Origin of the sequence: Pseudomonas sp. WS 5021 (genome assembly GCF_012985535.1) — a bacterium.
GTDB lineage: Bacteria > Pseudomonadota > Gammaproteobacteria > Pseudomonadales > Pseudomonadaceae > Aquipseudomonas.
In genome coordinates this window covers 23,460-42,511 of record NZ_JAAQWP010000013.1, presented here as the reverse complement: position 1 = coordinate 42,511, position 19,052 = coordinate 23,460, and the positions used below count along the sequence as shown (strand labels likewise).

Annotated in this window: 20 protein-coding genes; 5 read left to right on the top strand and 15 right to left on the bottom strand. The window is 51.3% G+C overall.

The window, feature by feature from the left end; all coding sequences use genetic code 11:
* Positions 1 to 8 precede the first annotated feature (8 nt).
* The 8 genes from traD to HBO19_RS27235 all read right to left on the bottom strand — a co-directional run bounded on the left by traD (position 9) and on the right by HBO19_RS27235 (position 8,661).
* Complete coding sequence (gene traD / locus HBO19_RS27270; protein WP_170058665.1) at positions 9 to 1,838, bottom strand: conjugative transfer system coupling protein TraD; 1,830 nt, start codon at positions 1,836 to 1,838, stop codon at positions 9 to 11.
* Positions 1,835 to 4,318 (bottom strand): MobH family relaxase, encoded by a 2,484-nt coding sequence (gene mobH / locus HBO19_RS27265; protein ID WP_170058664.1) that lies wholly within the window; start codon positions 4,316 to 4,318, stop codon positions 1,835 to 1,837. The genes traD and mobH overlap by 4 nt, the downstream gene beginning before the upstream one ends.
* 169 nt (positions 4,319 to 4,487) lie before the next feature.
* Positions 4,488 to 5,531, bottom strand: a complete 1,044-nt coding sequence (locus HBO19_RS27260) for a YqaJ viral recombinase family protein (RefSeq protein WP_233096853.1) — start codon at positions 5,529 to 5,531, stop codon at positions 4,488 to 4,490.
* Positions 5,532 to 5,714: 183 nt separating this feature from the next.
* Entirely contained in the window at positions 5,715 to 6,218 is a 504-nt protein-coding gene (locus HBO19_RS27255; protein ID WP_169990577.1) for a hypothetical protein, read from the bottom strand.
* Positions 6,199 to 6,378: a hypothetical protein gene (locus HBO19_RS27250; RefSeq protein ID WP_169990578.1), complete on the bottom strand. Its 180-nt coding sequence runs from the start codon at positions 6,376 to 6,378 to the stop codon at positions 6,199 to 6,201. Before HBO19_RS27250 ends, HBO19_RS27255 begins: the two co-directional genes overlap by 20 nt.
* Before the next feature lie 133 nt (positions 6,379 to 6,511).
* Positions 6,512 to 6,760 (bottom strand): hypothetical protein, encoded by a 249-nt coding sequence (locus HBO19_RS27245; RefSeq protein ID WP_170058663.1) that lies wholly within the window; start codon positions 6,758 to 6,760, stop codon positions 6,512 to 6,514.
* A 235-nt stretch (positions 6,761 to 6,995) separates the two neighbouring features.
* Positions 6,996 to 8,087 carry a recombinase RecT gene (locus tag HBO19_RS27240; protein WP_169990579.1) on the bottom strand — a complete coding sequence of 364 codons (1,092 nt, stop codon included), beginning with the start codon at positions 8,085 to 8,087 and terminating at the stop codon, positions 6,996 to 6,998.
* Positions 8,088 to 8,154: 67 nt separating this feature from the next.
* The gene (locus tag HBO19_RS27235) at positions 8,155 to 8,661 is read right to left on the bottom strand and encodes a single-stranded DNA-binding protein (protein ID WP_169990580.1); all 507 of its coding nucleotides are present in this window, start codon (positions 8,659 to 8,661) and stop codon (positions 8,155 to 8,157) included.
* A gap of 420 nt (positions 8,662 to 9,081) precedes the next feature.
* Here HBO19_RS27235 and HBO19_RS27230 point away from each other — a divergent pair, with 420 nt between their 5' ends.
* The 5 genes from HBO19_RS27230 (at position 9,082) to HBO19_RS27210 (ending at position 12,894) form a co-directional block, all read left to right on the top strand.
* On the top strand, positions 9,082 to 9,639 hold the full coding sequence (locus HBO19_RS27230; protein WP_170058662.1) for a hypothetical protein: 558 nt from the start codon (positions 9,082 to 9,084) through the stop codon (positions 9,637 to 9,639).
* Positions 9,640 to 9,645: 6 nt separating this feature from the next.
* Positions 9,646 to 10,503, top strand: coding sequence for a DsbA family protein (locus tag HBO19_RS27225; RefSeq protein ID WP_169990581.1), 858 nt, complete (start codon positions 9,646 to 9,648; stop codon positions 10,501 to 10,503).
* A 383-nt stretch (positions 10,504 to 10,886) separates the two neighbouring features.
* Entirely contained in the window at positions 10,887 to 11,819 is a 933-nt protein-coding gene (locus HBO19_RS27220; RefSeq protein ID WP_169990582.1) for a hypothetical protein, read from the top strand.
* Entirely contained in the window at positions 11,806 to 11,979 is a 174-nt protein-coding gene (locus tag HBO19_RS27215) for a carbon storage regulator (protein WP_169990583.1), read from the top strand. Before HBO19_RS27220 ends, HBO19_RS27215 begins: the two co-directional genes overlap by 14 nt.
* A gap of 81 nt (positions 11,980 to 12,060) precedes the next feature.
* A complete protein-coding gene (locus HBO19_RS27210; protein ID WP_169990584.1) occupies positions 12,061 to 12,894 on the top strand; it encodes a hypothetical protein in 834 nt (277 codons plus the stop codon).
* Positions 12,895 to 12,947: 53 nt separating this feature from the next.
* Here HBO19_RS27210 and traN read toward each other — a convergent pair whose 3' ends face one another.
* From traN to HBO19_RS27180, 7 genes are all read right to left on the bottom strand, one after another.
* Positions 12,948 to 16,181 carry a conjugal transfer mating pair stabilization protein TraN gene (gene traN / locus HBO19_RS27205; RefSeq protein ID WP_170058661.1) on the bottom strand — a complete coding sequence of 1,078 codons (3,234 nt, stop codon included), beginning with the start codon at positions 16,179 to 16,181 and terminating at the stop codon, positions 12,948 to 12,950.
* Positions 16,182 to 16,354: 173 nt separating this feature from the next.
* Positions 16,355 to 16,552: a hypothetical protein gene (locus HBO19_RS27200; RefSeq protein ID WP_169990586.1), complete on the bottom strand. Its 198-nt coding sequence runs from the start codon at positions 16,550 to 16,552 to the stop codon at positions 16,355 to 16,357.
* A gap of 142 nt (positions 16,553 to 16,694) precedes the next feature.
* Positions 16,695 to 16,826 carry a hypothetical protein gene (locus HBO19_RS28630; protein WP_262379181.1) on the bottom strand — a complete coding sequence of 44 codons (132 nt, stop codon included), beginning with the start codon at positions 16,824 to 16,826 and terminating at the stop codon, positions 16,695 to 16,697.
* A 1-nt stretch (position 16,827) separates the two neighbouring features.
* Entirely contained in the window at positions 16,828 to 17,034 is a 207-nt protein-coding gene (locus tag HBO19_RS27195) for a hypothetical protein (protein WP_169990587.1), read from the bottom strand.
* Positions 17,035 to 17,833: 799 nt separating this feature from the next.
* On the bottom strand, positions 17,834 to 18,079 hold the full coding sequence (locus HBO19_RS27190; RefSeq protein ID WP_169990588.1) for a hypothetical protein: 246 nt from the start codon (positions 18,077 to 18,079) through the stop codon (positions 17,834 to 17,836).
* Positions 18,080 to 18,140: 61 nt separating this feature from the next.
* The gene (locus HBO19_RS27185; RefSeq protein WP_169990589.1) at positions 18,141 to 18,389 is read right to left on the bottom strand and encodes a hypothetical protein; all 249 of its coding nucleotides are present in this window, start codon (positions 18,387 to 18,389) and stop codon (positions 18,141 to 18,143) included.
* Positions 18,390 to 18,618: 229 nt separating this feature from the next.
* Positions 18,619 to 19,035, bottom strand: coding sequence for a hypothetical protein (locus tag HBO19_RS27180; protein WP_169990590.1), 417 nt, complete (start codon positions 19,033 to 19,035; stop codon positions 18,619 to 18,621).
* Positions 19,036 to 19,052: the final 17 nt, after the last annotated feature.

Here is a 19,052-nt window from a genome sequence, read left to right as displayed (position 1 = left end):
TTCCGGAATCAGTTGGCAGCTGGGCCAGTAAGAATAGGCAGTCGACCTTTACGGATATCGCCGCCGGCAAAAATCGCAAGGAATTCCAAGTCAGGTAACTCTCCCAGAAGAGCTGAGGGGAAGCGCTCACCCTCCTCCTGCATGAGGCGCTCACCCACGTTACCTCCCTGCAAAACTCCACCCTCACCTGCTGAGTTACCCTGAGTTCGCATTACATATTTGAAACGAGTCGGAGTCATTTTTTTAGACACAAACTCCTGGGTATCGGAGTCCAAGACGCGAAAACAGATGATGTTGTTGCAGTTACCAAGCACCTGCATTGCTTTCGCCTCATCTCCCATACGGGCGACAAAGTCAGCTATTGTCTGCGTTGCTATGTAAAGGTTAATCCCCGCCCCACGCCCCTTGTTGAGGAGTTGAATGAGTTGGTCGTTAATAACCTCAGCTGCCTCGTCCACAAAGATGTTCACAGGCTTGGGTAACCGATGGTTGTAGATTTCGCCAGCTGTGGAGGCCAAGTCGGCCAGAGCTAGCGATCCGATTGTTGAACCAACCATGGGGTCCGCAAGTGAGTCGAGCCCAAGGTACAAAACTTGGTCAGCATTGATTACAGAGTTGAGGTCACATATTAATCGAGGATCTTCATTGTCGTTTTGCGGAGAAAGCAATGGCCCCATCTCACCAGAAGTTAGCATCGTAAGAATGGGTAACAGACCGGCAATCATTTTGCTAAAGTGTGCGCGCTCGTGTTCGAGCATTGTCAACAAACCTTCCATGTCGGGATTTGCTTTGACCTTAGCTATATCGTTGTAATACACCCTGCGCAAAACCTTTGCTTTCTGTTCAATATCTTTAACTTTCGCTGAAAGAATCGCCGATTCCGCCATTCGGTTGAATTCGGCCTCGCCGAATACCTTCGCGCCATAGGCCATCACGACTTTGATAGTTAGTCCTGGAACATCACCTTCGAGCGTTCGGCGGATTCCGACGAGTGTTGGAAGAATATTGCAGATCAGCATGGCTTGGATCACGCTGTTCAAGGACATTTGTGCAAAAGCTTGGAAGGGATCACCAGCCTTGCTTTGCATCAATACTGCAACCCTTGAGGCAATTTCAGTAGCGCGGCCAAAGTTTTTTGTCAGAGACAATCGAACTGATTTATCTGGGTGAGCCGGGTGGAAGTACTTGAACAAGCTTGGCTTGCCAACCGCGGCACAGGCCCGCTTGCAAGTTGCTGCAAGCCCCTTATCCCCTTTGGGGTCAATCACGATCACTGCCTCACCACGTGCAACGCACTGGGCAATCGCAATATCGAACCAACGACTTTTTCCGGCACCTGTAGTCCCAGTGACCAAGTGATGGATAGAGCGTTGGTCCTGAGGACGAAAACATGGCTCCTCCTCAGCCATGCCAATGCCGTGAATCCACCTTGTGCCCTTCACATTTGCCTGGCGACGTCCTCTCTTTCCAAGGATGGCCTCTACGTCCATTGCTTGAAGCTCAAAGGCGTATTGGCCGTGCATTTGTCTCCACTGAAACGCTTCGCCGAAATAGAACTCGTGAGGATGCCCCCTGACCAGCTCCATGACTTCCTCTAGCGTGATGAACGATAACTCCTTGCCGAGTAGACAGGCTTTAGCTTGGTAAACCCTCAGTGCACGCGGAATTGCGGCTAAAGCGAAGCCAGCTTGCACCCCCAAAGTAATGAGATATGGCGTCACAGGCATAGCAGTTAAAAGCTGGACTGCCGTGCCGGCGACCATAGATGATCCCCATGCCATGGCCTCGCGCGCCTCGTAGTTTTTCCGCCAATAGCTGGTGTAGTCCCATTCACTCATTTTTTTGGAAGCTCCTCGTTAAGTGGGCGAATGAAGATTTTTCTGCGTTTGGCGACCTTGACGGCATCGCGAAAACAAAAAACTGCGTTCTCCAAGGATGTAGCCGTGATCCCGAACTGCTCAGCAACATTTGAGAGCATGAAGGTTGTGAGGCTGAGCACGGGCGAGCCGCCTATTTCCTCAAGGACGGCCTTCTCCATCAGTGACCTCACAGCCTGTTCGAGACTTGGAATGTCTGCCTCACGAAGCCGGGATATGTGGGGAATAATCCAGTCAAGATCTGCTAGCTTGCAGAAGATGACGCTGTAATCGGCCGTGAGCATGAAGCCTTCACGTGACTGTAGGGTTCGGGTCAGGGCTGGGCCCTCAACAGTGATGTCCTGCCACAGCCAACCCGCATGCACGAGCGGGTGGATGTCCTCAGCAAGGAATGTAGATTTCCCCAGTTGAATGAACACCTTGTTTCTCGCTAATGCCGCTTTCTCGGGATGTTCAGCCGCATTGATGAGTTTTTGAGCAAGATCAGGTTGTTGCTCCAACAGGTAAGATTCGTGCGCTGTGAGCTTCGAGAGGAGATCTTTGGGGAACACGCTTGAAGCAACCTGCAGTGGCTCCAGGGCTGTGCCTACTTCTTCGCTTTTCTGCTGCCGCGCTTCCGCCAGAGGGATGGCTTTGGGTGTGCGCTTCCCTTGTCCCATAATAGAATTTAGAGAGATTTTCTCTTGGCGAGGCAACAGTTCTAGCGTCGCTTGGCATAGCCCAGGTTGCGTACCATCGTTAGATGGCTCGATGAAGCCTAGCTCAACAGGAGGGAGATTTTCTTCCTGTGGAGAGTCTATTGCCGTTGAGTTCGGGCTCAAGAAGAGCAACATTTCCTCGAGGGTGGGAGGGGGGGAAGGAGGTGTTGGATCCTCCTCAGCAACCGCATCCAAGTCTTCACCTGGTTGGGTTGGGGTGGTGCCGGCTGTATCGCCAGTTGCAGCAACTGAACTCTCATCAACCAGTGCATTTTCGGTCGGGGTCTGGCCTTGATTCAGGCTCACTCCAGGCGATGACGTCGCTGGAATCGCAGCTTTTTGAGTCTGTGCTACTTTTTTCTTTCGTGCTGGCTTGGACGATACGGACTCTTTAGGAGATGAGGAGCCCGAGTCAAAGTCAGTATCCTCGCTTGAATCACCAGTTAGATCAGCACCAAATAGGTCGACCTGATGCTCGCTCAACGCATTTGCTGCTGCTCCGGCCGTATCGTTTGGAGCAATAACCTCCTTCTGCTTTCCCTCCCTCCCGATGCTTATAGAAACTGGCGGGGGAATCGGTGTGGTCGGAAACAAGATATCCGGATTCAAAAGCTTCATGCAGCGTAGCGCCGGCCCTTTGCCGTTCTTGCGCAATAGGTGTGGCGTAATCAGCCAGTGCAGGTCGCCACTGGGGGCCCTTTCTGCTATCCCGTGATCTACTAAAGTGCCAATCAGCGTGTCAGGCGATCGAGGAATGGCCACGACCCCATCAGCAACGAGCATGCTAACGATCTCTTCCGCACCTTGGTTCCAAGCGATATAGACACCATCAGTGGCAACCCATACACGGCCACCAGGAGTGTTGATCTTCCAGGTTCCATGACTCAACAACCTTAGCATTGCATCCGACACCAACCGCGGTACCGGGACTCCTGTTGCGTGACCTCCACCATTATTTGATCCTCGATTGAGGTCACGCTTGGTGGATGCTGAGTCGGCCCATTTAACCAACTCGGTCAACGGAGAGTTTCCGGTACCGGAAATTGCGTTCAGGAGAGCTTCATAGATGTCGTGGCCACCTTCAATCAGCCATGCCTGTACAGCCGGGGGAATGATGCGTGTGGCTTGCGCTACAGAGACCTGAACATGGTTGCCATGCCTATTGGAATTCCAGTGAAGGAAATAGCGGGCCAGCTTGTGGCGTGCTGACCAGTCATGGAGTGTCTCTTGCGCATAGATCCACTGGTTGTTGCCCTCAAAATCAGTAGCTCGAATGTCCGTGAGCGGTTTCCCTGCGTCGTGGAGCAACCCCGCCGCAATTCCCGCGACGTACCACCGGCGCAAACGCATACTTCGGCGTGCTGGGGTCTCATTAGTATCGAAGGCGGTCGTGAGGCACCCGTCCAGGGTGAGCGAGGCGACCTCAAGACTATGCCGGAGCAATCCACCTGGGCCGGAATGATGGTGGTTCTCCGACGCCGGCAGCATGTGCGCCAACTCGGCGAAATTTACCAGGATCGGCTCAACGTAGAGTTTGAGCTCGTTATCAGGCATACCGACTGAATGAATAATCCGGTCGTACAACTCGTGCTGATAATTACGCATGAACCACTGGCCGGGAACCCCACCCGGATAGCCCTCTTGGTAAGGTGGGTACCGAAGATTTCGCCAGTTATGGTTTTCAAGATAACGCTTGATTTCAGGAGTAATCATCTGCTCGGCCGGATGCGCGAAGCTGTCCATCAGAGACCGCTCGCTACGTGGCCACAGGCGTTTCAAGAATGAAAAAGGAGGCATACGCTTCTCGGCCATATTGTGTGCTGAGAATGATGCGTGAGGGATACAGGCTTGAGTTTCGATTTCAGGCCGTTTTATGGTCGAAAAAAAGCCCGGCAAGTGCCGGGCTGAGATGTTAGAACCAGAAGGTCCCAAAAAATTGTGACGGTTCTTCGACCGCCTCAGATATGGCTTCCACCTTTTGCCGTATGCGAGGCAACGGCTCAGGTTTAGCCTGACTTTCATCGTATGAGGCATCCACAGAGAACCTCGTGGCCATTGACGAACCGGTCTGGTGTCTAGCAATCACATCAAGTGGAATAACCCCCTTTAGCTCATGCGCCACACCTTTCCAATCCACAGTGCCAGCCACTTCATAACTCGTGACTTTCACACCAAGAGCATCGGCCCTCCGGAACTCTCCAAGCAACGGAAAGATCTCGGCTTCAAGGTCTTTTGCTTCCTTGGTGAGCACTTTCAACTGGGCTTTCAGCTCAGCTATTTTGCTCTCCTTCGCCCTTCTGGCACTTGCTAACGGACGCCAAACAGCCAGGTTCAGCCTATCCAGCGGAATAAGGTCCCGCATTGGATTAGCCTCCGGCGGCACCCCGCGCATCACTAGCCCCCAGAAGAGCTCTTCTGCCTGAATGATTCGTCTCACCAGGAGGTCATCCCAGTCGACGATCAGACAGCAAGGCTCATGCTTCGGCGACCAAAACCACAGGTAACCGCGCCGCGCACCACTGACGATCATCTGATGCAGCACTTGCCAGCGGTAGAGCTTGAATGGCGTGCTGTGCTCCCTAAGCTGCAGTACCTCCAGATGGTTGGTCTCAGAAAGATTTTTGATCTCTACCGGTGACTTATCATCCAGAACCCCATCGAACGACGCCCGAATAAACGGGTATGCGGTCGACTCTGCACAGAACGGCAAAGCAATTTTGCCGTACTTATCCTCAAAGGCTTGTAGTGCCATCGGTTCGAATTTGACTCCCCTCCTAACCTGCGGGATTACCGACAAGTCAGCTGGCTCGACAATTCCGACCAGTTCTTTCCACAACTCCAGGGGCGTTTTATCTGGGTTCTCACCCATGATGACCGCGCAACTGGTTGCACTGATCCCTTCCCTTCGCCATATATGCCACTCAGGCGTCCGCTGTGCGATGTCAACGATGTGCATTGTTGACACCCCCATAGAGCACCGGCATGAAGCTGGATTCAAAGGTCTTCATCTAATTTCTCCTTTTCTCAAGTTCACCACTCTTGTTCGAAAACCAAAGTGGTACCCCCGAAAAGGCGAACCCCCGGAGGGCTTTCGCCCTCAGGGGATGTTTTTTCACTGGTGCTCCCGTGACCCTCACGCCTACGCAGCCTTCGCATAGCGGGAGTAGATTTCTGTTCGCTTTCGCATGGCATCCTCGAAGCTCAACTGACCTGCATTGCAAGCCTGAATCACTGCAACGATCTCCATGCCACGCTTCCATTCAGCGGTGCCAGACACTCGATCAAGCGCCCCCATATCGAGAAGCGCATAACCATCGTCAAGCATGTCGCCTATGCAAAGCTCTGGCGTGTCGTGTGTGCAATGGCCAGTGAAGCCATCACTCTGAAACGCCTGCCACCTGAAGCGCCCTTGCTCTGATGCGTCAGGGACCAGAACACCCCAGGCTTCCCGGCTCCGGTGCTTCAGCGTTAAGCCAATTCCATGTATAAAAAACTGACAGAGCAGGTATTCCAGAAGAATGAGCTTCACCTGAAATTGCTCGATCATTTCATCCGCGTATTCGGCGAACGCACCACCCTCTTCTTTGTTCTCCCCCCAATTAGCAAGGGAGTCCTTAAGGCTCTTAACGGTTGACGGTCGCATTGTTCTGCTCTCCTGCAGGGGAGTTGTTCAGAACGGCAAAAAAACCCGGATGAGCTTTCTCTGCTTTGTCGATCGCTTCACCGAAAGTGCTTGCTTCGCAACGGAAGGTCGTCTTCTGCTTTGTGCCCAGAACGACCATCGATAGGATGTAAGTCCGCATGGTGTATCTCCTTCTCAGATTTTTAACCCTGAAAAAGAGGCACCGTCCCTGAGAGGGGATGCCCCCTCAGGGTGAAACGAATACAGATTTCTACTTAGCAATGTGTCTTGGTTTCCCAGAACAACTGCTCTCGTTAGAAGCCGTTAGCTTGTTGGTCGATCCTAGCGCAAAGAGCCCTGGCCTTATCGAGGTCGCGAACTCGAATTATTCGAGCCTCTCGATTTGCCTGAAGTAGCAGTTGTCGAGAGCAATGTGACTCGGCGCTAACAGATTTTATTTCCTCGGCAGATGCATCACTGAATTCATTATTCAGATCCACTCCGACGAGAAACAGAGCCGCTAGTACAGCAGCGGCCCCTACAATTACGATCACTTTTTTCATCACTTAATTTCCTTATAGGGAGCGACGAAGGGCAATCACCTGGCGGGATGTGCCCCGTCAGGGAGTTGTTTTGTCCTACGCTTTACGGCAGCAATAGGGTCAGGATGAAGACGATCAAGTCAGCCATCTTGTTGGTTCCTTTCTGAACACGGAGCCCCTTAACGGGAAAGCCCCGCAGGGTTGTGGTCAGTTCGAGACGCCCTTTGCAACAAGGCCCCTCATAGAGGTTTTAGCGTCAATCACCTTGTGAATGAGCAGCGTACTGCGCAGATTTCAGTTGGGTTACTGCGTAATTCCGAGCTTCTACAGGCCACGTCGAAACGTACTCGAGTGCGGGCTCCCAACTTTTGGCGTCACGAGCTCGCCGAACGACCTCCGCAACCTTCTTGATCACCTTGTCGGATAGATCTGCTGGCGGCGGCACCTGACTTCCGTCACGGACAACTTCACCTTCAATCACATCATCTGCTTGAGCAGGTTCTGCAACCCCAGGTTTAGCGGTCTGTTCCGGCTGCAATGTGGGTTCTAAGTGTTGATCTGCCTGGTTAGAGGTCGGCAACGGCTCAGGTTCCACCACTTCAGCAGAGCCCATAAATCGCTCAACAACTTCGACTGGCACATCGTTGGTAGAAAATCCTTCGCCAGCGTCTGTATTGAGGTACTGAATCACTCCGTCCAGCTTTGAGCCGGTTTGAGGCCAGTATTTTCTTGCGATCTTGATAGCAGACTTCTTGCGCATGGAATCTTCGAAGTCGACCCAGGGGCCTTTCTTCTTCCGTTTCCACAGCTCGGAAGCATCACGTGCGGCACAGATTTCATCAGCGGTAACCGCTTCAACGTGCACTCGCCCATCAGGCAGAGAAGCTTCGACGTAGCAACCTACAAACTCTCCACGATCAGCCTTCTTGTCGAAGGGATTGAACGTATGAATAGGGCTTTGCCGCTTACCTCTGTACTCGAATTTGTCTTTCGAGTAGACCAATTCAACGATGCAATCACGGATTGCAGCGTCGTTCACGGCGACTTTGACCATGCCCCTCCAGGACACATCCAATACCACCTGCCCATCTCGGGGCACCAAGTAAGCAAGCTGTCGAGATTGATTGAGGGTCAGTCCGTATGCCGCAACCTGGCTAAACGCATTTCTAAGGCTTAGTGGGTTAGACGTCGCACATTTGCATAGATAGTCGTTGTTCATCATGGCTTGCGATGCATAAAGCAGCTCATTTTTGAACATAACGTCAGTCTTCGACGACTCCACGAGCTTGATAAACTTTTCTTCTTGCTTCGCAATGATTGCAACTGCGTTTTGGAAGTTATCGCTCATATCATTTTCCTTTCTATAAAGAAAACGCACCCGTAGGTGCGTTAGTTCTTGACTGGCTTTTGCCTAATTAGATGATGTTTAGTAGCAAACGGCTAATAGGGGCAAAAGGGATGTCGTCGTCGAAGCTATCGAACCCTGCACCTTGCTGAGGAGCCGGTTCACGCTGTTGCTGGCTAGGACGTTGTTGAGGGCGACTCTGTTGGGGTTGACCTTGAGAATCGCTCCGATCTGGTTTACCACCCAGGAGCTGCATCTTGCCCTGCATGTCGACGATAATTTCGGTGGTATACCGCTTAATACCGTCTTTTTCCCACTCTCGTGTTTGAAGCTTACCTTCGATGTATACCTGCGCTCCTTTACGCAGATACTCACCAGCGATTTCAGCGACTTTTCCAAACAAAGAAACACGGTGCCATTCGGTCTTTTCGACTTTCTGTCCTGTCTGTTTGTCAGTCCACTGTTCACTTGTTGCAAGGCTGAGATTGGTCACTGCATTACCGTTAGGTAAGTAGCGAGTTTCTGGATCTTGGCCACAGGTACCAACCAAGATCACTTTATTTACGCCGCGAGCCATAGTATTTCTCCATTTAGATAGAACTACGGGGCGGCATTACCCCAGACGGAGGCAATAGCTGCCCCGTTGGGGTTTGTTTTTTCATGGTTTTTTTGGTTGTACTTTTGAGACGGCCAACAAGCCGACCATGCGACGAAGCGCATGACTAAATCAATCCACACATGTGGGCTGACTTAATCTGGGAATTCATGATGGCTGAGATTCAACCATGAGGCGCTGGGCCTGGATGGACTGCAAGGCATGCAGTCGGGATTTATGACGCCGATGTACTCGACGTAATAGAAAGTCTGCAACAAGCAGAATCCAATGGCAAGCGGGATTTGTGTCGACGTTTTTTCAGTCGCTTTTTCGTCCTGAAAACGGGCCATCCCCTTTTCTGTACGGAGGAAAATGGTACTTACCAGCCTCTGAGGATCAACCATGCACCACCTTAAATCTCTCCTGCCGCTAGGCCTGGCCATTGGCTTGGCGATCACAGCGGGTTGTGCCAACAAGCCAGAACCCCCTGCCTTGGGAACAGCGTTCGAAGTATCAAGCTACGAACCTGACATGCGCGAATACCACACTAGCTGGGGGCATACCGGCCGAGGCGGTGCAGCGCTGCGAAAGCCTGCCTATCAACCAGTTCTTGGCAGCCTCGACGTTCTCGAGATCACTGCAGGGAAACTTCACCCAGAACTGCAAGCACGTTTCACAACGAACGATAGCGTTTCTGCCCCCTCCTCCGTGTACCAGGCCAACTGTGCGGACTCTACGAATGTGGCGCAGACCTTCGCTCTGGGCCAACCCGCGGCAAGCGAGCGCATCGTTACCTTGGCTAACGCGGCCGGTTCAGTTGACGAGTACATAACCGTCCGGAACAAGCTCTGCAAAGGTGCGCAACGGTTGAGCTACGAGGAGTGGGTGATTCTCGTTGAGGGCACCCCAAAGGATGTCCCACTTCACCTGAAACAGTCTCTTTCCCCCTCCTACAAGTGATCTTTCATGTCTAAATTCAATCCCACTCTCGCTACCGCCATTGGCGTTTCCCTCGTGACCTCTGCCGTTGCTATCGGAGTGTCTTCCCTCATGAGTCAAAGCTACACCGACATGGCTGTGAAGAATGCCCTTGAGGAGCAGTTACCAGGGGCAGTAGACAAAACCCTCAAGAATCGTGAGATCGAGAAGATCAACGCTGCAAAGGCAAAAATCCTTTCCAAATGGAGCGGCGCATCTGACACGTCTATTGAAGGTCGCCACATCTACGGCAACAAGGACGCCCAGTTCACTCTGGTTGAGTTCAGTGACTTGGAATGCCCTTACTGCAAGCGTTTCCATGACACGCCAAAGCAAATGGCTGACAAGTCCGAAGGGCGTATTAACTGGGAATGGCAGCATTACCCCCTAGCGTTCCACAACCCAGCAGCCGAAGTGGCAGCTCATGCGTCTGAGTGTGTAGCAGAGCTTGCCGGCAATAAAGCGTTCTGGGCCTTCACTGGCGAGTGGTTCGCTCGCACCCAACTGAATGGTCAAGGTGTCGAGGACGTAGAACGTCTTGCGCAGGAAGTTGGTGCTCCCCTGGATGCCTACCGTCAGTGCATGGAAAGCGGCAAGTACCAGGTCTTGATCGACAACCAGGTGAAAAAAGGCACGAATATGGGTGTGACCGGCACGCCAGCCACTGTCGTCGTCGACAACCTGACAGGTAACAAACTGCTAGTGAAAGGTGCTCAAAGCACACAGGTGCTCCTACAAACCATGCAGCAACTGGTAAAAATGCGCGACGAGACTCCCAACCAGGAAAAGTTGGATCCCCCTTCTGCGGCCACGGTTCAGGAGATCGGTGCTCAAAAGTCTGAATAAAAGGGCCTGCCGGCTTGCTGCCGACGGCATTCGTTCGCCTTCGTGCGATTGTTACGCCATGACTCAGCAGCTACACGCTCGAGCCTACCTTTGCCACGTAATACGCAGGGCTAATAGCTGGGAAGAGGTTTTCGATCCCATTTCAGCCAATAGATACACCCTCTTTGCAAATGAAGAGGTCTTTATCGCCGCTGACCTGAGCGCAGGGCTGGTGTTCTCGGTCATAGCCGGCTGGTATTTGAGGAACGGCTTGGCCACTTTCCGGCTTCACCTAGAAGTCGACGACTGCAACCCCGCTCCGGCGGGGTTTTTCTTGTGCTTGGGATATTCGACAGCAGTGATGTACTGAATTGACCTCAACAAACGTATCAGGGAGATACGCCATGACCGATTTACCCCGCATTGCATCGTTTCGCCAACTGGACGAGTACCTGAAGAAAATTGGTGTTCCTCGCGACGAACAGATGATCCGCAACAATATCTATATCGCACCGCTTGACTGGTTTGCTATCGAAGAAGGCTTCAATCTGAGGCCCATAGATCCTAACCATGCCGAAGGCTTCGCAAAGTCTTATGAGCTGGGCCTCTATGTGCCCCCGGTAGTCGCCGAATTGAAGATCATCGACGGCAACCCACGCCTGGTTATTCGCGAAGGTCACCATCGCCTAACTGGCGCTCTCATTGCTGATGGGCGCGGTGCAAACCTTCCTGGCCTGATGGTCAACGAGTTCAAAGGAAATCAGTCCGACGCTGTTGTGATGATGATCAAGACCAGCGAAGGAAAAGAGCTGCTGCCGCTGGAACGAGGAGAAGGCTACAAACGCCTGGCCGGGCAAAACTGGAGCCCAGCACAGATCGCCGATCGCATGAACAGGAGCATCACTCATGTTGAGCGACTGTTGCTGCTCGCCAACGCAGAAGAGAATGTCAAACAACTCGTCCGAGAGGATTTAATTAAAGCATCACCCGTTATCGATGTTCTGGCGGAACTGCGAGGAACTGGGCAGAACGCATATCCCAAGCTGCTGGGGATGATCGAAGGTGCGAAGGCCTCAGGCCGCGCCCGTCCAACGGGCTCAGACGCCAACAAAGCGCTTGGTAAGTTCAAGGTAACGCCTAAGGAGGCAATGAGCGCGTTCAGCGCACTGAGCGGCCTTACAGGAAGCTTGCGACATCAGCTCAAGTACGGAGGCGATGCACAGCATGAGTTGCGGCTTGACTCAAAGGCGGCGGAATCGCTGCTGAAGATCCTGGATAAGTACGAGGCCAGCCAGAATACGGCTGAAGCCGGAGGAGCCAGTGATGCTGCACATTGAGCGAAAGGTTGGGGAGTCTATTCGGCTCAGTGACAACATACAGGTGATCGTCACTAAGGCTGCGAACGGTACAGTCAGGTTGGCGTTTGATGCGCCGAAAGAGGTGAAGATCTACCGCGAAGAGATCTACCAGCGCATCCAGAACGGAAAGATGCCCTGATAGCACATTAAGCCGCTTGACTTCACTTGGGATCACCGCCGAAAACGGTAATCTATGGCTATCGAAAAAGGGAGTTTCACAATGAAGAACAGCAACATATCGATCCGTACTGGGTTCCTAGCTGTGGGTATCGCCCTCTTGGTCGGGTGCTCTTCTCCGCAGAAGGTTAAATCCGTGCAACTGCCCGATCCGCAGACAGTACCTAAGGAAAAATGGTCTGATGCGATGCACGTTTTGACTGCCATGAAGATTTCTGGCCAGCGTGACGTGCCGCGTGAAAAGGCTGAGTCGTTTGCTAGCACTGCACCTGGCAACACTGCGGCAGCAGGTGCTGATGCTGCTGTTGCTGGTGTGAGTCTGGCGGCACCTCCCAGCGGGTTTAGTGGAGGTGCTGCTGCGAGCGCAAGTCTCGGTCTTATGATCCTTGGCGGATCTAGCGACCCTTCGCATGCAACACAGGTTGTCGCCTGGGTTCCTGCTGATCAAGCGTCCAGCCCAGCGGAAGCATCGGCTCTCGCACTGGCGAAAGTAGAGGAAGCTCGTAACAGGGTGTTCGTGAAGGGCATGTCCAAGCTGCCAATGCATGTCGGTAAATATCCCGATGGTCATTCCCGGGCTTATGCCTCTTTGGCTGATAGCTACGCTGAGAGGCCCATCCCATTTACCGACGCACCATCCCCAGCACCCGAGTTTCTGAAGTCGGCCGCAGCATACGGACCCATCTTCATCCGCGACAATCAGTTCGTCCTGGACGCCTCAAAAAATGGGATGACGGTGTCAGATGCCATGCTTCTCGCTTCGCGCAACTTACCCGCTTGGATCTACATCTACCATCCAGGCCAAAAGCTACGGAACAACTCAATTCCAGCTGCTATTTTCAATCAGGGGGAGGCGAAGTACTTCATCGGTAAGTAGCTGACACATGAAAAACAAAGCCCCGCTATGCGGGGCTTTTCTATGCCTTAGAGTTACTTCAGATCTTTTTCATACTGTTTTTTAACTCCGTCTACATCGAACCCATTCAGTCTTTCGAGGTTCCGATCCAGGGTGTTAAGCCGTTTGGTCCCTTCAGATAGACCACCAAGGCCGCTACCGCCGCCAGTTACGTCCTCAAGTGAGACCGTAGAAGCAGTCGGCAGTCTTCCTGCCAAATTTAACATCCCGATCCACTCTGAAAGGTCGACACGAGTCCAATCCATCTTCGCCATCTGAGTTGGCGTAATCCCTTCGCAGGAAGGTGTCTTGGTCTCACCCCAACCGAGCCCCAACTGCTCACGAGCGGACTCCTGGATGATTCTCGCAACCACCGATCCAAAGCAGCAATATGCCTCCCTTTTTTCAACACAAGAGCCCAATACCTTAGAGGCACAGTAGCTTCCGACGAAGTGGCATTGGCGGGTTTCCTTTTTAGCGCCCAGCTCGAACTCCTTCTCTTCGCATTCCCATATGATGTTGATTAACAGATCGACAATCACATAAACCATGTACACCCAGCCGATAATATTCAGCACCATCGCAGCATTAGCCCCAAGGCCGGTAACCGCACCATCAGCACCGGTAGCAAACACAGCGTCAGCCGCGGCTCCTGCGCCCATTTCTACCATTGCATCGTAAGCCTTCTGCATGAGCCAGGTTTGCAACTTACTCAAAGCTGTTTGCTCTAAGGTGCCGCTGAGAGTCTTCTCGAAAGCGCCTGTCGCAGCATCTACGACTGTCCCCCACTGGCCCTTCACTACAGAAGTACCGGCGGCCATTACTGCGTTACTGCCGGCGGCCCAGTAGCCAGGAGAGAACAAACTACCTGTTCTGTTGAGTGCCTCAAGCGAACTAGTCATCTTGAGAGTATTCATCGTCAGGTTTACATAGTCGAAAATGCTAACGCTTTCGGGAGCTTCGCAGCAGTCGACATAACCACCAAGTGCCTTCTTGCACTCCATTGCATCGCCTTTGAAAATCTTGCACTCATTAGCCTCGTTGATGTCGGTACCGTCACCCCCACAATCGAGGTCGTGCTCTGCGAATTGAGCGACCTGAAGCATGGCAACGGCATAGGCGAAGTCACCGCTCTTCGTATTCGAGGTGTCAAAACATTCGCTACCCATACAGCGTGCCCCACCAGGACAGTCAATTTGGGAGCCTGTATTAACAATCGTTTCATAACTCGTGTCATAACCGCAGTCCCAAATCTCCTCAAAGGCATAACAACTACCGCTTTCACCTTTAGTGCCTTCTATACATCCCTGTGAAATAAACCCACAACTCGGATCTTCTTCATACTTGGTACAGGTGTTGGTTCTCGAAGATGTAGTTCCACACCCAGTAACTCTAACTTGCTCGGCTAAGCGTGAGGTACCTAGAGGACTGGCTTTGATCTGATCATAAAGGGGCGAGCCTGGGCAAATATGGACTCCTGCTATGGTTCCGCATTCGCCTTCACTTTCGACCCCCTTAGTCACTTTAATCGAGCCCGATGTACACTCGCCATTTAGAACTGCTTTACCCTGATTAACACAGCTTTGAGGTGTCCAGACATCAGATTCGATTTTAGACATTCTAAAACGAACCTCTCCGGAGAGCACAAACTCCAAATCGCCATCAGATTTGGTGTCCTGTATTTGTATTATTGCTTTTAACCCATTTTCACAGGTTGGTGCCTGTATTATTCTTTGATTGATCGAAGTATCGAGTATGCCTCCGAGCCCATGCTCTGGCCATAGACCTATTCCCATTGAGTCAATCTGACTAACCTTATCTGTGCAATATTCCTTATAATCAGCTTTGGATACACTCCCATTGAAAAGTGTTCCGTCTGAGGGTGAAATCGTTTTCCATGTACCAGCAACAAAATCAAGTTCAGCAGTTGCTATGTCTCTGCCGTTGGCAGCAAAACGCCCTACCAAAGCTTGTGAGGCTATTTTAATATCATGATTCACGCCGCAACTTTCTGCGCCATTCGTAGGGCACTGTTCATTTCCATTAGCATCCCTATAGCACTCCATCGGACCTTTGTAAAATGAGCACTCGGCACTCACTGTGGCCTTTTCACACAGAGGATCAATACTTGAGTGCGGCGAAGAGGTCATATCTGAACCGCAAACGCGAGCACCGTTCTTCTCAATACAGCCATTAGCGTCTACATCTGGCATGGAAGTGCAGGATATTTGAGAGTCTTTACAAAACCCATCATCTATCATGTTGAACATAGGCAGACGTTCTTTCGGCCCCCAACCGTTATCAACGAACGCTTTAGCCGGATCATATATTATTTTGATTCTTGCATACCCTTCACCGCGACCAGTAACGGACGTCCTGGTTTTGAACGTAATCACATCATTACTTTCTGTAAACTTGTCTGTTATGTCTGCGCCAGGAGATACATTCCAGTTAGTGCTACGCTCACAGCCTCCTGCCGTTTCGGGCGGAAACACTCCTGGTGTATGAGACCATAGCACTTTATCGTCAAACACAACTTCAAAGTAGTCGTCGAAAACCGCATTATCTACTGTTGCTGAAATAATTGAATCCTTTGCGAGCACCCTAAACCTGGTGTACTCCTCAAAGATCTTGCATTGCCCACTCCAGTAGTTATCACCTACGGTTCCTACCCAGATATATAAACATCCTACACCACAGGATTGAAAGTTAGGCTGTCCAGATACATATTCGACAACGCCCACTTTATAATCATGTGTGAATTCGACGCTACCGCCTTGATCAACCACGCGCTCGCAGGTTTTGTAATTTGCAACATGGGCGTTTTTGGTTACCGTTTCAAAAACATCTGTTCTTTTACAATCTGAGAAGTTTTGCTTGAAGCCGTCCATAAACTCAGGGGATCTAACTTTATCTGCCTGGTTAAGCATAGGGTCTTTCGAGAGGTCCACAGAAAGTCGGTTACCGCTGTCGATTAACGTTCTATAAGCATCGCCTTCGGCCGAGCTCTCGAATTTAAGACGAGTATTCGCCTGGATCCCCATATCAATGGTCTTTACATCGTCCCCGTAAACCTTTTCCAGTGATGCTGTATCTCCAAGATCAGGGAACAGATCCTGAAGAGTAACGGAGGCGTCGCCACCATCAAAAGCCTGGAGTACTTGTTGGCCTACTGACTGCCCTGCTGAAGACCCAGCCGTCACTGCGTCAGCCCAGGCCGTGAACGTCATACTGTTAAGGTACAACCCTATAACAGTCACGTTGACCATTCGTCTCAGTGTTGTTTTCAATGGTTGTCGCATCGATCGCATGTCCAAAAATGGGGATGCTTCGATGCTATGTGAAGGTCTGAAAGTGATGGGTCGGTTTCAAGCAACAAAATCGCCTGAAAAAGCAAAGCCCCGACTGGTGGGTCACCGGCCGGGGCTCGCTATATTTTTGATCATGCCTCAGGTGCTACTAAGACCTGGCCATCACTCGGAATCAGGTGGTGAATAACCGCCCATGATTTTACGAACCGGGTATCAGGATCGGAGGATGAAACCGTTCTGGCGATCTGCTCGGGGACTTTGAACACCCGTCCAGACTCGACCATCAGTTCTTGAAGTTTTTGGCAAAATAGTGCGTTTGCTGCGGTCATGTTCAACTCTCCAGGTGTGGGTGATCCCCGGAGCCCTTCACACGGAAGGACTCTGGTGGATCACCCACGGAGGGTGACCACGCAGCAGTCTAGCCGAAGCTAGACTTTAATCCGTTCACTGGGTCTACCCATGCGGGAAGACTCAGTGGGCCTTGATGTTCGTGCCGTGTTTCTTGTCGAGACGATCAGCGACCACATAACCAATCACACCGGCTAGAGCCAAAACGCTGACAACCCCTACGATTGCGTAAACAAGCATCTGCATCGAGTCCATTTCATTCTCCTTTCGGATTTCTTAACGCTGTTACCAAGGATACCACCAAATCGGCGATCATCATTACCACACCAAGCACCAGACAGAACGATACGACAAGCGGATGCGTCCCTGGTGTAACGATGGAGACAAAAGCAGCAGCCAGTAAGCTGCAGCCCACGCCCATAAGTGAAGCCTTGATCCAGTCAAAAAGTATTTTCTTGAACATATTTTTTTCTCCTCAAAAAGACGAGGAGCCCCAACGGGATTCCCCGTCAGGGTTTAATTATCTCTAACTCCAAGCCATTCGGTTGAACTAGAGGAACAACAATAAAGCCGTTTTCTTGCGAATAAATCGCATACGTTAATTTCGACTCTTCTGCCAACGATGATGCACTGCGAACAGCGTCAATTGCGTTTACATGAAACATCGCAAAGACCTCCTTCGAGACAAAGACTTAAATAAAACCAGAAGCTCATGAGCTCCGTGTCTTATTGAATCAAAGCACGCGACGTGCCTAGATTATTTCTTCGGCATTAAATTGCTAAGCAATTCCAACGCCGGCATCTATTGCCTTAAAGAAAAGTTGAATTCCACCAACAACAATTGCGAAAAGAACGATGATAGTTTCATAGGCATTTCCGTTAGCAAGATATGCAGACGGAGCACTACCCTGACGGGAAGAAACCTCCCCGCCGCGGATTTTTATTCACAAATAAAACCAAAATCCAGAAAGTTGGATATCGATAAATTAAGTGCTATTTTTTTAGCCGGTTTGAAAGCGTGGCTCTGCTTTTTGTGCCTCACCCTATAAATGATGAGAACACTGCCTGAACGCATACACGACTCAGGCCTTGGCGGACATGCTCATGCATGGCGCTAAGTTCAAAGCACAGAGGGATCTGTACTGAAGGGGTTCTTGAAAGCTCGACCCTAGGCCAGCTTTGTGCCTGCGATGATACCAAACCGATAATCTTTAACAAGACATAGAACAAAAAAAGGGGACCCTAAGGCCCCCCTTTTACACTTAAAGCCCACTCGGTGAGAACACCTTATGACCACGTTTATTACGGAAACGATCAACAACCATCTCCATTGGTTCTTCCAGCTTTATCGGCGGAAAAAAACCATGTCTCCGCGAGTGCTTCAGGTATATGACTCCTCCTGTTGACAGCTCCCACAGGTGAACCTTTGTGTCGCCTTTTGTAACCCAAGCCTTACGGTCTACCGAGGCCTGACCTTGCAAACGAGCAGCTTCAAGGATCGCGTTCATCGACTTCTCCATATATACGACAGGGAGAAGCCCCTTGGGGGATTTCTCCCCCATGGGTGGTTTATTTAGAGCGCCGGATTCGGCTTTCGAGCTTCAGCTTTTCCGGTGCTACTGAAAACCAGTAGCAATCCCAGTCCAGGAATATGATTGCCCCGGGCCGAAACTCATCGATCTCACGAACGAATCCAAGGATTGTCTTCCCCTGGATTTCGAGTCCGTACCCATTTATCACCGTTACGGTATCGCCAAGCATGAAGTCGCATGGAACAGGCGCGACATTTGCCATTTTTTCTTCAACAAACCTTTGCATTCCCGATATCCATTTTCATGGAGAACCCCGCCGGGGTTCCCCGGTAGGGTAATTTGCAGATTGCGTTGGCTAGCTCTTCAGCGTGCACTAAGGCGTACGCGCTTCGCTCCTGAATGTCTTGGCTTCGCCGGCCTGGGCATCCTTATAAGCATCCATCTGATTGTCCTTTTCAACGAAACGCAGAAAGGGAGAAAGCCCGAAAGGGGCTTTCCCCCCATCGGGCTTCTATTTACTTAAACAGTTCTTTGACTGCGATTTTCAATGTTGTAGCGCGCACATCTTCGAAGTCGCACATCATTGCTTCACAACATACTCGGAAGCTGAAGGGATGAACTTCGTCAGAAAGTACCCAGTCCATCGCTTCGCGCCAATTCTGCTCACTGACCTGAGGATGGATGATCTGCCTCAGAGTGATTTTCAGCAGGTACTCCCGCATCCAATCAACGTAATCTTCAGTGATTTCATCTCGTGCCTGCAGGGCTTCCAGCTCAGCGTCAGACATCTCCAAAATGTCGAGAAATCCAAATTGAACGACTCGCGCGAGGCTTGCCTTTCTCCGTGGTTTCCGCTCAAAAGAACGGCGCTGAATAATTACTTGTTCCCCAAACAGATCCAGCAGGGGCAACGCAGTCGCAGTATTTTCCATTTCAGACCTCCTCAAAC